This window comes from Streptomyces sp. NPDC088246, assembly GCF_044741025.1.
Lineage (GTDB): Bacteria > Actinomycetota > Actinomycetes > Streptomycetales > Streptomycetaceae > Streptomyces.
In genome coordinates, this window is the sequence record NZ_JBIURV010000009.1 from 1 (window position 1) to 13050 (window position 13050).

Annotated in this window: 10 protein-coding genes and 2 pseudogenes; 6 read left to right on the forward strand and 6 right to left on the reverse strand. The window is 70.2% G+C overall.

The window, feature by feature from the left end:
* Positions 1 to 257 precede the first annotated feature (257 nt).
* From ACIPEK_RS14595 to ACIPEK_RS14605, 3 genes are all read right to left on the reverse strand, one after another.
* Positions 258 to 569, reverse strand: a complete 312-nt coding sequence (locus ACIPEK_RS14595) for a hypothetical protein (protein WP_401995267.1) — start codon at positions 567 to 569, stop codon at positions 258 to 260.
* Positions 570 to 615: 46 nt separating this feature from the next.
* Positions 616 to 750: a hypothetical protein gene (locus tag ACIPEK_RS14600; RefSeq protein ID WP_401995270.1), complete on the reverse strand. Its 135-nt coding sequence runs from the start codon at positions 748 to 750 to the stop codon at positions 616 to 618.
* Positions 751 to 905: 155 nt separating this feature from the next.
* Positions 906 to 1232 carry a hypothetical protein gene (locus ACIPEK_RS14605; protein WP_401995855.1) on the reverse strand — a complete coding sequence of 109 codons (327 nt, stop codon included), beginning with the start codon at positions 1230 to 1232 and terminating at the stop codon, positions 906 to 908.
* Between ACIPEK_RS14605 and ACIPEK_RS14610 the strand changes: the two are divergent.
* Positions 1122 to 1631: pseudogene (locus ACIPEK_RS14610) on the forward strand (transposase); the annotation flags it as partial. The gene ACIPEK_RS14605 and the pseudogene ACIPEK_RS14610 overlap by 111 nt on opposite strands.
* Positions 1632 to 1990: 359 nt before the next feature.
* Here the strand turns inward: ACIPEK_RS14610 and ACIPEK_RS14615 are convergent.
* Both ACIPEK_RS14615 and ACIPEK_RS14620 read right to left on the reverse strand, forming a co-directional pair.
* Positions 1991 to 3232, reverse strand: a complete 1242-nt coding sequence (locus ACIPEK_RS14615; protein WP_401995273.1) for an MBL fold metallo-hydrolase — start codon at positions 3230 to 3232, stop codon at positions 1991 to 1993.
* Between the two features lie 100 nt (positions 3233 to 3332).
* Positions 3333 to 3773, reverse strand: coding sequence for a PPOX class F420-dependent oxidoreductase (locus ACIPEK_RS14620; protein ID WP_401995276.1), 441 nt, complete (start codon positions 3771 to 3773; stop codon positions 3333 to 3335).
* Positions 3774 to 4195: 422 nt separating this feature from the next.
* Between ACIPEK_RS14620 and ACIPEK_RS14625 the strand changes: the two are divergent.
* The 5 genes and pseudogenes from ACIPEK_RS14625 to ACIPEK_RS14645 all read left to right on the forward strand — a co-directional run.
* A pseudogene (locus ACIPEK_RS14625) lies at positions 4196 to 5074 on the forward strand (thiamine pyrophosphate-binding protein); the annotation flags it as partial.
* A gap of 235 nt (positions 5075 to 5309) precedes the next feature.
* Complete coding sequence (locus ACIPEK_RS14630; RefSeq protein ID WP_401995843.1) at positions 5310 to 5762, forward strand: thiamine pyrophosphate-dependent enzyme; 453 nt, start codon at positions 5310 to 5312, stop codon at positions 5760 to 5762.
* A complete protein-coding gene (locus tag ACIPEK_RS14635; RefSeq protein WP_401995279.1) occupies positions 5759 to 6979 on the forward strand; it encodes a Glu/Leu/Phe/Val dehydrogenase dimerization domain-containing protein in 1221 nt (406 codons plus the stop codon). The genes ACIPEK_RS14630 and ACIPEK_RS14635 overlap by 4 nt, the downstream gene beginning before the upstream one ends.
* A gap of 165 nt (positions 6980 to 7144) precedes the next feature.
* Positions 7145 to 10873 (forward strand): S8 family peptidase, encoded by a 3729-nt coding sequence (locus ACIPEK_RS14640; protein ID WP_401995282.1) that lies wholly within the window; start codon positions 7145 to 7147, stop codon positions 10871 to 10873.
* Positions 10874 to 10976: 103 nt separating this feature from the next.
* A complete protein-coding gene (locus ACIPEK_RS14645; RefSeq protein WP_401995285.1) occupies positions 10977 to 11588 on the forward strand; it encodes a TetR/AcrR family transcriptional regulator in 612 nt (203 codons plus the stop codon).
* Positions 11589 to 11607: 19 nt separating this feature from the next.
* Here ACIPEK_RS14645 and ACIPEK_RS14650 read toward each other — a convergent pair whose 3' ends face one another.
* A complete protein-coding gene (locus ACIPEK_RS14650; protein ID WP_401995288.1) occupies positions 11608 to 12981 on the reverse strand; it encodes an MFS transporter in 1374 nt (457 codons plus the stop codon).
* Positions 12982 to 13050 lie beyond the last annotated feature (69 nt).

The following is a 13050-nucleotide window of genomic DNA, read 5'->3' on the forward strand; positions in this document are numbered from 1 at the left end:
TGTGCGGCGCGGGGGCGGCGGGGGGGGGGGCGGGCGGGGGGCGCCGACACGCCCCCCCCCCCCGGGGCGGGGGGGGGGGGGGGGGGCCCCCCCCCCCCCCCCCACACCCCCACATGGGCTGCTCACGGCTCGTTCTGCGGCGGCTCTGGGGCCGTCACCGGCCCGGGCGGGCCGGTTTCACGAGCCTCCCGGTCATCCCGGGGAACCCGTGTTCCCGGCCGCGTTCCACGTGCGGCCGGTTGCGAAGCGCATCCTGCTCAGGCGGAGCGTGGGGCCCGGAAGGTCCTGGTGGCCGCTACGACCGCCTTCACCAGGAGCACGTTCAGCACTCCTCCGACCAACGCATATCCGAGATCGGAAACGACCTGCCCCACAGCAGGAGGGATTCCGATGAAGGCCAGCGCGGGAGCCACCACGAAGTAGAGAAGCGGTGACGTGAGGATGGAACACGGAACGGTTATCGCAAGACAGACGAGGAACGTCACGTCCTTGTCGAATATCCCGCCGGCGTGGACCAGTCCGGCAATGAGGACCACTGCCAGATAGATCTTGATCGTTTTGATGGGCATGTTGTGCACTCTCGATGGAGGGCGGGGGGTTGTGAAACCGATGTCTTCAGAAATTCTTCTTGATGGTGTTGCGGAGGCTCTTGGCCAGCTTGTCCCAGTACGGCTTGGCTCTGGCCTGGTTGAAGCTCCGGTCGGCGATGGCCGCCAATCCTCCGAGGTAGCCCCGCACCTCCCACTTCATTCTCGCCTTCTTCTTGAAGAGGTCGAAACCTATCCAGCCTCCGCGCCCGTCCGGATGCCCCGGCCGAACGCCCAACTGGAGATGGCTCTTCGTAATGCTGTTGACCTTCACCGGGAACTACAGATGCTGGCGACGACGGGCCGAGGCGTGAACTTCTACCCCTTCTTGGTGATCTTCCCGGGGCGGCCGGGAATGGGGAAGATGGATTTGAAGTGGCTTTTCCAGTAATTGAAGGCGCTCTTGTCGCTGGTCTCTGTCTTTCCGAGGTCGTAGTTCAGGTTGCAGCTGGCGAACCCGTCGATGTCCTGGCAGTTGACGCCGTCGCAGTACGCGCAGGCGTTGGCACCTCCACCGTACTCAGGGTCCTGCTGGAAGAATCGGCCGGTTCCCGGCTCGTAGAGCTGGCGAAGGAGGTCGTGGCCCTCAACCAGAAGGTCGCCGAGCTCGACAAACTCATCGAGGCCCGGTTTCGCGACCACCACACCTTCGAGGTGATCACCAGCATGCCCGGCCTGGGTGTCATCCTCGGCGCCGAGTTCCTGGCCGCCACCGGCGGCGACATGGCCGCCTTCGGCACGTCCGACCGCCTCGCCGGTTTCGGCGGGGTCGCTCCGGCTCCACGGGACTCCGGGAAGATCAGCGGCAACCTGCGACGCCCTCAACGCTACAACCGCACACTCCAGCGCGTCCTCTACACCTCTGCGCTGTTCAGCATCCGACGGTGCGAGGAATCCCGCGGCTACGATCGCAAACGAGCCGAGGGCAAGCGCCACACCCAGGCCACCCTCACCCTCGCCCGCCGCCGTGTCAACGTCCTCTGGGCCCTCCTGCGCGACGGACGGTACTACGAGCCCGTGCCTCCCACCGCTCTCGCAGCTTGACAAACGGCATGAGGAATCGGTGCGACAGGACACCGGGTCCCGCAAAACGACGGACGAAGAATTCGACAACCCCGCGTCCACACCGCACAGGTTAAAGATCAAGTCAGTTATACGGAAGCCCCACCCCGCTGTTTTGGCCGGAAGGGTGGGACCTCGGTGTCAGGACCTGACGATCCGCGTCTCGACTTGGATGCCGGATGGCTTTCGTGAAGTGGGCAGTGGGATGTACTGCCGCGCCTCAGCAGCCCTCCCCCGTCGAGGGGGACCGTCGAGCGCCTGGATCGCCTGCTTTTGTTCGGCCTCCGTCAAATTGGCGAACACCTGTGTCATTGCGTTCAGGCTTTCATCCCTGCCCCGAGTCACCGCTCACCTGCGAGATCAAGATCGCGATTGTCCTGCCCCTGAGCCACGTCCGTTGTTTTGGGACGGCGCCAGGGGTGCGCAATCGGGGCAGCCACGGAACGCCACCAGGGATCGAGGGGAAGCCTTCCCGCGGGTTCGAAGGGCTCACCCGGCCGGGGAAATGCGGCCGGCTGCTCGGCTTCCTCGGCGGCGTCCTTAGTCCACTCGCCGGGCTCTGCCCACGGGTGCATGGAGAGGGTGAAGGTGCCCCAGTGGATGGGCATCATGACACCGTGCGGCTTGCCCCCTTGCAGGTCGAGGTGCGCCTGGATCCCCTGAGCGGGCGTCATGTGTATGTCGGGCCACCCACCGGGGAGTGGAGTACAGTCCGTGTGGTTCTTGGGCCAGTACTCGGAGTACGCGCCGATCTGGATCATCGTCGCGTCGAACGGGCCGTGTTCGGCGCCGATGTCCTTGAAGCCGGAGAAATAGCCGGTGTCACCGCTGTGGTAGATCCGGTGCTCGGGCCCCGCGACGGCCCAGGACGCCCAGAGCGTGTGCTGCTGGTTGCGCAGACCGCGGCCGCAGAAGTGCCGCGCCGGGGTGGCGGTCAGGCTGATCCCAGCGATCTTCGTGGTCTCGTTCCAGTCCAGTTCGCGCATCCGGTCGGCGGGCACGCCCCACCGCTCCAGATGGGCGCCGACACCGAGCGGGACGGCGAACACCGTGTCCGTGCCCGCGAGGGCGCGGATCGTCGGCAGATCGAGGTGGTCGTAGTGGTCGTGGGAGATCACCACCGCGTCGAGGGGTCCGAGCGCGGCGAGCGGCAACGGCACGGGGTGCAGCCGCTTGGGCCCGGCGAAGGCGAAGGGCGAACAGCGCTCGCCCCACACCGGGTCGAAAAGCACCCGTCGGCCGTCGATCTCGGCGAGCACACTGGAATGGCCCATCCAGGTGAGCCGCAGCCCGGTGGCGGGAGGTTCGGCGAGGTCGGCGTAGGTGGTGGCGTGAACGGGCATGGTGCCGACCGGCGCCCTGCGCGCCCGCTCCTCCTTGCGGAAGTAGACCTTCGCGAACTCCAGGGTGGATCCGGACGGTCTGGTCCGTGCCCCCACCGGGTTCTGGAAGACGCCGTCGGCGAAGTTGGGCGAGCGGCGGATGCGCTCCATGCGGGCACCGCCCGGATCGGCGCCGAATGCGGCGGGGCGCAGCAAACGCAGCCGGGTGCGGAGCGGAGGCAAGGGGTCAGCGCCGGTCACAGCATCTCCTGAGGGAGTCGGTGTCGTCTCATTATGGGCGGGGGGTACGACAGTGCGAGAACGGAACGGCCCGGCGGGCTGATCGCCGGACCTGGCTCCGTCAGCCACGCGGCTGCCCGTACGCGTGCTCGATGCGCAGCCGCAGTACGACCCGGCGGTCCCGGACCATCGCAGTGCGGTAGTCGTCCCAGTCGGGGTGTTCGCCCTGGACGTCGCGGTAGAGCGTGATCAGCTCCTCCACCGTCGCGTCGTGCGGATCGGCGGCGACCGGGGTCAGCTCGGCCGTGCCGTCCACGACCGTCCACGCCCAGCGGTCCGCGCTGGTGACGTGGTAGCTCGCCCGCGGGTCACGGCGGAGGTTCTTCGTCTTCGCCCGGTCCTCGGTGATCGAGACTCGGACGATGCGCTCTTCGGGGTAGTAGGAGTGATTGACATTGGACAGCTGGGGCGTGCCGTCCCGCCTGAGCGTCACGAGTACGCCGCCGTTCTCCTCACCGAGCAGCCCGAGCAGCGCGTCCTGCTGTGCATCGAATCCCGTCATGCCGAATCCAACGTCCGTGCCCGCCAGAGGATTCCGCATTCGGCCGTGCTCCCGCGTCACATCCGGCGGACCCCCGTCCGTCACACCCGTGAACGCGGCCCGCCGGCGGCGTCCCGCGGCGCCGCCGGACGGCATTCGAAGGCGCCGGCCGTCATCGCGTCCTCGGCCACCGTCGGCTGCAGCTGGTACATGGGCTTCGGCTACGGGACCGGTGTGAGGTGCAGCACTCCGCAGGCCGCTGACCGATGCGGTCCGGCCACTGAACGACGATTCAGCAGTGGCCGCATTGACAGGGGTGCCTCCACCTTCCGATACTGACCGGCGATTCAGTAAATCGACCTGTTGGTATCGGCTTGTCAGTGGAGGGAGCCGGCGTGCTCGAACAGCCGGGAAATGCGTCGCTGACCGGCGGCGAGGCCGTGGTGCGCGCCCTGGCGGCGCACGGGGTCACCAGGGCGTTCGGAATTCCCGGAACGCACAACCTGGAGATCTACCGGCATCTGGCCCCGTACGGCATCGCACATGTCACGCCCCGGCACGAACAGGGCGCGGGATACGCGGCGGATGCGTACGCACGGGTCACCGAGCGGCCCGGGGTGGCGATCACCACCACCGGGCCGGCCCTGCTCAACATCACGGCAGCGGTCGGTCAGGCGTATTCGGACAGCGTGCCGCTGCTGGTCGTGTCGCCCGGGATGCCGTTGCGCCACCCCCGGCAGCCGACCGGTCTGCTGCACGAGATGCGCAGCCAGACCGAGGCACTGCGCGCGGTCGCGGCGTTCAGCCACCGGGTGTCGACGGTCGAGGAGATCGGCTCGGCGGTGGCGCGTGCGTTCACCCTGTTCCGTACCCGGCGGCCGCGCCCGGTCCATATCGAGGTACCGCTGGATCTGCTGGAGACGGCGCAGCCCGCGGGACCGGTGCGGCTCACGCCACCGCTGTCCGCCCAGAGCCCGGCCGGGCCCTCGCTCCGGGACGCGGCCCGGGTCCTGCGCTCGGCCCGGCGGCCCGCCGTGGTCCTCGGCGGAGGGGCTCGGTCCGCGTCCGCCGGGTGCCGGGCACTCGCCGAGGCCCTGGCCGCCCCGGTCGTCACCACCGCCAACGGCAAGGGGATCGTCGACGAGACGCATCCACTGTCGCTCGGAGTGTCGCTGCACAGCCCGTCCGTACAGAAGTGGCTGGCCGACTGCGATGCGGTGCTCGCGGTCGGCACCGAGCTGGCCGAGTCCGATCTGTGGTCCGCGCCGCCGCCGCTCGTCGGCACGCTGATCCGGGTCGACATCGACCCCGCCCAGATGTACGCGGGACTGCCCGCCGATCTGGCGCTGGTCGGCGCGGCGCGCCCCACACTGGAGGCGCTGCGGGAGGCGCTGGAGGAGGCAACCGGGGAATCGGGTGCGCGGGAGGGTGCCGCCGCGGTGCGGGCGCTGCGCGCTGCACGGGACGCCGAGACCGCGGAGCGCGACGCCCGCTGGGTGCCGTATCTGCGAGCTGCACGGGCCGTGCTGGACGCCGACGCGATCTGGACCTCGGACAGTGCGCAGTGCTGCTACTACGGCGCCCTGCCCCACCTGCCCGCGCGGGCGTTATCTGCATCCGACCGGCTTCGGCACCCTCGGCTACTCGCTGCCCGCGGCGATCGGCGCGAAGACCGCGTACCCGCACCGGCAGGTCGTGGCGCTCAGCGGCGACGGAGGGCTGCAGTTCTCCGTGCAGGAGCTCGCCACGGCCGCCCAGCTGCGGCTGCCGCTGCCCCTCGTGGTGTTCGACAACGGGGGCTACGGGGAGATCCGCGACGAAATGACTGCGCGCGGCGACACCCCCACGGGCGTCGATCTTCCGTCCGTCGACCTGCCCGCTCTGGCGCGGGCGTACGGCGGCCACGGCACCCGCGCCGACACCCCTGAGGCGCTCGCCCGCGCCCTGTCCCTGGCCCTGACCACCCCCGGGCCCACCGTGATCACTGTGACCGAGGAGACCCCCCGATGACGACACCTGCGGTGTCCCATCCTACCGCCCCGTCCGCCCCCCTGATCTCGCTCACCTGGACCGACCACATCACCGGCCGTCAGGGGCACCTGGTCGTCGACCGGCTGGTGCGCGGCGTGTCCAGCGGCGGGCTGCGGATGCGGGCAGGCTGCACGCTCGACGAGGTCGCGGGGCTGGCCCGCGGCATGACGATGAAGGAGGCCCTCCACTTCAACGCCGATGACACGGGGGCCCGTTACATACCGCTCGGCGGCGCGAAGGGCGGCATCGACTGCGACCCGCGCGACCCGGAGGCTTACGGCGTTCTGGTGCGCTATCTGCGGGCCGTGCGCCCGTACATCGAGAACGTGTGGACGACGGGCGAGGACCTGGGGCTCACCCAGGACATCGTGGACCGGGCGGCGGCCGAGGCCGGGCTCGTCTCCTCGATCCAGGCCGTCTATCCCCTGCTCGACGACGAGACGGCGGCCCGGCAGCGTCTCGCCGACGCGTTCGCCGTCGAGGTGGACGGCATCGGGCTCGACGAGCTGGTCGGTGGCTGCGGTGTCGCCGAGTCGGCGCTCGCGGCGCTGGACCGGGCGGGCGTCCCGTACCGGGAGGCCCGGGTCTCCGTACAGGGGCTCGGCACCATGGGCGGGGCGACGGCGCGGTTCCTGGCGCGGGCCGGGCTGTCGGTGGTCGCCGTGGCCGACGTCAAGGGAACGATCGCCAATCCGGCCGGCCTGGACGTCGAGGCGCTGCTGGCCGCCAGGGACGGGTACGGAACGGTGGACCGCGGCGCGCTCCGGGACGGCGACCGGGAGCTGCCCGCGGACGCATGGCTGGAGCAGGAGGCCGAGATACTGGTCCCGGCAGCCGTTTCGTACGCGATCGATACCGCCAACCAGGCGCGGATACAGGCACGTTGGATCGTCGAGGCGGCGAACATGCCGGTGCTTGCGGAGGCGGAGGCACTGCTCGCGGCGCGCGGGATCACGGTGTTGCCGGATGTGGTCGTCAACTCCGGTACGAACGCCTGGTGGTGGTGGACGCTGTTCGGTGACATCGGTGCTGACGCCGACGAGGCGTTCGGGCACACCCGCCGCTCGATGCGGGCCCTGATCGACCTGATGCTGGCCCGCGCCGAGGCCGACGACTGCACCCCGCGGGCCGCCGCCCATGCCATCGTAGCCGACCGGCTGCCGGTGATGGCGCAGCGGTTCGGCTGGTACCGCTGAACCCAACTGCACTGCCGGTCAAGGCTGTTCCGGCCGACCGTCCACGTGTACGGCGTATAGCTGCCATGGCAGCTTCCCGCCAGCCCCGACCCAGCTCCAATCCGCCATGCTCCTGACACTCTCACCTCACCACCCCCTGAAAACACACGAGTTCACGAGGTGAGAATGAGACGGACCAGATGGGCGGCGGTCTGCGCCACCGCGCTTGCCGCCGCCCTTGCCGGTGGAACACTGCCCGCCGCTGCCGACAACACACCCGCCTTCGCCGCTCCGTCCACATCCCCGGGAACGGCCGGCGGGAGCAGCACCGTCACCCTGCTGACCGGCGATGTGGTGACGTACTCCGGCCGTGGGGACGGCGTACAGATCAGCTCGATCGTGCCGGGAACCGGCCGCGAGGGCATGGGCTTCACCCGCTTCCGGGCCGGGGGCCACGAGTACGCGGTACCGATCGACGCCATGGGCCAGATCTCCCGGGGCCGTGTGGACCAGCGGCTGTTCGATGTGACCGAGCTCGTCGCCTCGGGCTACGCGGATGCCGATACGGACTCGCTGCGCATCCTCGTCGGCGGTGCCGCATCGTCGTCCGGGAGCCCCGACGCCCCGAAGGGCGCACGGGTCGTCGCGGCATTCCCGACCACGCAGACCACCGCGCTGAATGTGCCGAAGAAGTCGGCCGACACCGTCTGGAAACAGCTCGGCACCCAATCGCGGGCCCGCACCGAGGGCATCGGCAAGGTCTGGCTCGACGGCAGGGTGCGGGCCACGCTCGACAGGTCCGTACCGCAGATCGGCGCCGACCGGGCGCATCGTGCCGGGATCACCGGGAAGGGCACCAGAGTTGCCGTCCTCGACACCGGCTACGACCGGGACCACCCCGATCTGAAGAGCGCCGTCGTCGCCTCGCAGGACTTCACCGGAGACGGCGATGTGCAGGACATGCAGGGCCACGGCACCCATGTGTCCTCGATCATCGCCGGTTCCGGGGCCGCCTCCGATGGCCGGTACGCGGGTGTCGCACCGGGTGCGGAGCTCGTCGAGGGCAAGGTGCTCGGCAACGACGGCTACGGCTACGACTCCTGGATCCTGGCGGGCATGCAGTGGGCCGTCGACCAGGATGTCAGGGTCGTCAACATGAGCCTCGGCTCGACCGTGGCATCCGACGGCACCGACCCGCTGTCCGCCGCCGTCGACAAGCTCTCCGCCGAGCACGGCACGCTCTTCGTCATCGCCGCGGGCAACAGTGGCGACCGGACGATCAGCGGGCCCGGTGCCGCCGACGCCGCTCTGACGGTCGGCTCGGTCACCAAGTCCGGTGAGATGTCGGCGTTCTCCTCACGCGGACCGCGTCAGGGCCGGCCCGCCGTCAAGCCGGAGATCTCCGCCCCCGGCAGTGACATCGTCGCCGCGCGTGCCGCCGGCACCCTGGACGACGCCGCCGTCACCGAGCGGTACGCCTCGCTCTCCGGTACGTCGATGGCGAGCCCGCATGTGGCGGGCGCCGCGGCCCTGCTGGCGCAGCGGCACCCCGACTGGTCCGGCGCCCGGCTGAAGGCGGCACTGATCGGCAGCGCCGCGCCGGTGGACGGTGCGACAGTCTCCGACACCGGATCGGGCCTCGCCGACGTACCGGCCGCACTGGCCACCGCGGTGCTCGCCGAACCCGCCACCCTGGCCGCCCGCACCACGTACCCGAACGCCTCCGCCGAGCCCCAGAGCCGCGAGCTGACCTGGACGAACACCACTGACAAGCCCGTGAGGCTGAGGCTCTCCGCGGGGCAGGGCGGTGCGGTGCGTCTCGACGCACAGACGCTGACCGTGCCGGCGCGTTCCTCCGCCGTCTCGACGGTCACGCTCGAACCGTCGCGGGTCGAGGCAGGCACGACGTACGGCGGTGCCGTGACGGCGACCTGGCCGGGAGGCGGACGGGCGACCGTGCCCGTCTCGATCCAGGCCGATCCGCAGACGTACACCCTCACCCTGACCGGACCCGCGCCGCGTGAGGGCAGCGAGAACACCTCGACGGGCGTGGTTCTGCAGAACGAGAAGACCGGCGCGTCCCAGCTGATCGGGCTGACAGGCACCACCCCGAAGAAGGTGACGCTGCCGCGCGGCAGTTACCGGGCCCTCGGGCACACCTGGGAGTACGACAAGGTGGGCAATACCGTCGTCGGCACCACGGCGATCCATTTCGCCCGGCGGGTGACGGTGGATCAGGACACCTCGGTCGCATTGGACACCAAGGACGCGAAGCCGGTACGGATCGGGGTGGACGACGGGTCCGCCCGGGTGACCCTCCAGTCGGCGACCGGAATCGTCTCGCGGACAGGCACCGGCTCCGGCGCCGTGGACAGCGGTCTGGTCGCGCCGAGTTCCGCCGGTCAGTACCGCGTCGAGGCCGTACCCACCACCGGGGCGGCACTGGACGGGCTGACATTCTTCGGCGGGCTCAGCTGGCAGCAGCGTGAGGTCGACGCGCACGAGCCCGGCTCCTCGGCGAACGCGCTGAAGCTGCTGCTGTCGCAGTACAGCATCTACAGCTGGCTGGGCACCGCCACGGGCGAGGTCGTCGACATCGGCACCGGGGCCGACACCGACCCGGCGGCGATGGACCTCAAGGGCAAGATCGTGCTGTGGACACCGGCGACCAGCCAGACCTCGTTCAACAACGCGCTCTACCAGAAACTGACCGACGCGGGCACGGCCGCCATCATGTACGTCGGCTACGGGCTCTCCGTCTACCGGCCGACGCCGGTGCTCCGGCTGGACGAAGCCAGCGTGCCCCCGCTGCGGGACCGGCTGGCCGAGGGGCCGCTGACCCTGACGCTCGACGGCGTCAGCACCGGGGCGGACGCCTACTATCTGCACCACTCGGTCGACGGCCGGGTCCCGGCCGGGGCCGACTGGTTCGACCGGCGGTCCGGGCTGGCCAAGGTGCGGACGACACAGCGCACCCATGGCTACCCGTCCGACCCCAAGGGCATGTACGCCTGGACCACCTGGCACGGGCTGACGCTCTATCAGCAGCTCACCCGCTACCGTCCGCCGTCCGAGCAGACGCTGTACTTCACCCCGGACGTGGCGTGGACGACGGCCACCTTCCACTACCAGTACGACGTCGGCGACCGCGTCTACCCGCTGGGGACGCTGAGCGGTCCGCCCACCGTGTACCGCAAGGACGGTGACTACCGGGACGACTGGATGTCCGCCCCCTTCAACCCGGCGCTCGGCAAGCAGGCCGGTGCCGCCCAGGTCGTCAGGGAGGGCGACAAGCTGAAGGTGGCACTCCCGGTGTTCTCCGACGCGGCCGGGCACCGGGCCGAGACGGCACCGGGTGCGGACAGCGGAAGCACGGTCCTGGCGGACGACAGCGGAAAGGTGCTGGCCCGCAACGCCGCACCGGGACGCGCCACGTTCGACCTGCCGCGCAAGGAGAGCTGGTACCGGCTGACCGTCGATGCCACGCGTACGTCGCCGGATCCGGTGACCTGGATGCTCGGGACCAGGATCACCAGCGAGTGGCGTCTGCGTTCCGGGCACGAGAACTCGGCCGCACCGGCCCGGCTGCTCGACCTCGACTACCGGCTGCCGCTCACCGGCGAGAACGCGGCCGACCCCGCAAAACCGCTCGACTACACGGTCGGTCTGTCCGCGCAGGGCAGCCGGAAGGCGCTTCCCATCGCCTCACTGAAGGTCTGGTACGCAACGGACGCCACCGACTGGAAGCAGGCCGCGGCGGCTCGCGGGGCGGACGGCCGCTGGAAGGTCACCGTGCCGGCCCTCGGGACCGCCAAGGTCGATCTGAAGTCCACCGTCACCGACACCTCAGGTGCTTCGCTGACGGAGACCCTGATCGACGCGTACAACTCCGGCTGCGCCGACACCTGGTGCTGACGGTGCAGGCCGGCGCCCCGGGCGTCGGATGAACAGGGGGCGGGGCCGTACGCGGCTCCGCCCCCGGCCTGCCCGGGCCCCGCACATTCGTTAGGGTGACGCCGTGGCAAGAGTGCGGTTGAGCGTGGCGGAACGGCGTGAGGAGCTCCTGCGCGCTGCCGTCGAACAGATCGAGGTGCGGGGGGTCGCAGCGGTACGGATCGCCGACGTGGCTGCCGTGCTCGGTGTGAGCAATGCGCTCGTGCTCTACCACTTCTCGACCAAGGAGAAGCTGGTCGCGGCCGCCTTCGCGCATGCCGCCGAGGCCGACCTCGCCCATCTGCGCAAGCTGCTGAGCCGCCGCACCAGTGCGGTACGGCGGCTGCGCGCCGCGGTCCGCTGGTACGCCCCGACGGGCCAGGCCAAGGGCTGGCGGCTGTGGATCGAGGGCTGGGCGGCCTCGCTGCGCGACCCGGCTCTGCGCAATGTGGCCGGCGATCTCGACCAGCAGTGGAAGGCGGAGCTGGCCGAGGTCATCGAAGAGGGCGCCGCCGCCGGTGAGTTCCACTGCGACGACCCGATGTCCGTGGCCTGGCGGCTGACCGCCCTGCTGGACGGCCTGGCCGTGCAGATGACGTCGTACGCGGGTCCGCTTTCCCGGGCCACGATGCTGGCCTGGACCGACGAGGCCCTCGCCCGGGAACTCGGTATCGAGCGTGCGGCACTGACGGCCTGAAACGCCTCCCCCGCCGGAATCACCCCGGCGCGCCGGCTTCCCGGCGGTCCGGGTGGGGGATGCCGAGCCGTACGGCGTCGCGTTCGGGCCGGATGGCTGCGATGGCGAAGACTCCGGCGGTGAGCATGACCGCGGCGGCGATGAGGAAGGCCACGAGGTAACCGGCCGATTCCGAGCCTGCGGTGTCGATGATGCGACCCGTGAGGAAGGGTGCGACGAGGCCGGGCAGCGTGCCCGTGGCCGCGACGATGCCGAACAGTGCTCCTCGTTGGCGCGGGGGTACGACTTCCGCGGTGGTCATGTAGTGCAGGGGGATGGCGATGGCGTGTCCGCCGAAGGCCACCCCGATCAGCACGAGGCGCGGTCCGGACGCATCGACGAAGGGGAAGACGGCCATCGCGGTACCTGCGACGACCACGGCGGCACCCTGCAGGACACCGCTGGACCAGCGGCTGGACACCCCGCGCGATTTCAGGGCGTCGACGAGCGGGGAGAGGGTCAGCAGGAGGACGAGGCTGAAGGCGGAGATGACGCTGATGGTGGTGGCCGCGCGGGCGGGCGTCATCTCCAGCTGTGTTCTCAGATAGACGGGGAGCCAGGCCTGGCTGAGGGAGAGGGCCCAGGCCGCGCCGAAAGCACTGGCTATGGAGCCGAGTACGGTCCCGTTCAGCAGGAGTCTGCGATAGGGCGGGCGACGGCGCGACGGCGCGATTGCGGCGGCCGCGGGTTCGGGGGCGTGTCCGAAGGAGCCGTCCTGCCCGAAGGGACCGTCGTGACCGAGCCTGAACCAGGCCAGGCTCCAGACGACACACACCAGCGCGAGCACCGCGTACGCCGAGCGCCAGCCGAAGTCGCTGATGAGCCAGGTGAGCAGGGGCGCCGATATGAGTGTGCCGAGAGCTGCTCCACCGATCTGGAGCGCGGAGGGCAGTCCGCGTCTGGTGGTGGGGAACCACTTGTACAGGGCGTGCATGGACATCGGGGCCGCGGGCCCTTCGGCGGCTCCCAGCAGCACGCGGCCGGCAATGAGCGTGGGAACGGTGGCCACGAAAAGGACCGGCAGTTGGGCGACGGCCCACACGATGGTCAGGGTGAACAGGAGCATCCGGCTCGATATGCGGGACGCGGTGAAGCCGACGAGCAGCCCGGAGAGGCTGAACAGGAGATAGAACGAGCTGGAGATCAGACCGTAGGTGGCGTTGCTGATGTGGAGTTCGTCCATGATCGGGACGGCGGCCAGGCCCAGGACGGACTTGTCGGCGTAGTTGATGACCATGAAGGCCACGATCAGAGCAGTGATCAGCCAGGCGCGGCGGGGGTTGTAGCCGGGTTCGGGCATGCTCGGGTGCGGGGCTGCGCGGCTGGTGACGGGCTCGGTGGGGCGGGTGACCATGGGTGACTCCTGCGCGGGTGCGGGGGTGCAGATGGGCCCAGCTGGTGTGTCGAGGGGCCGCACGAGCCT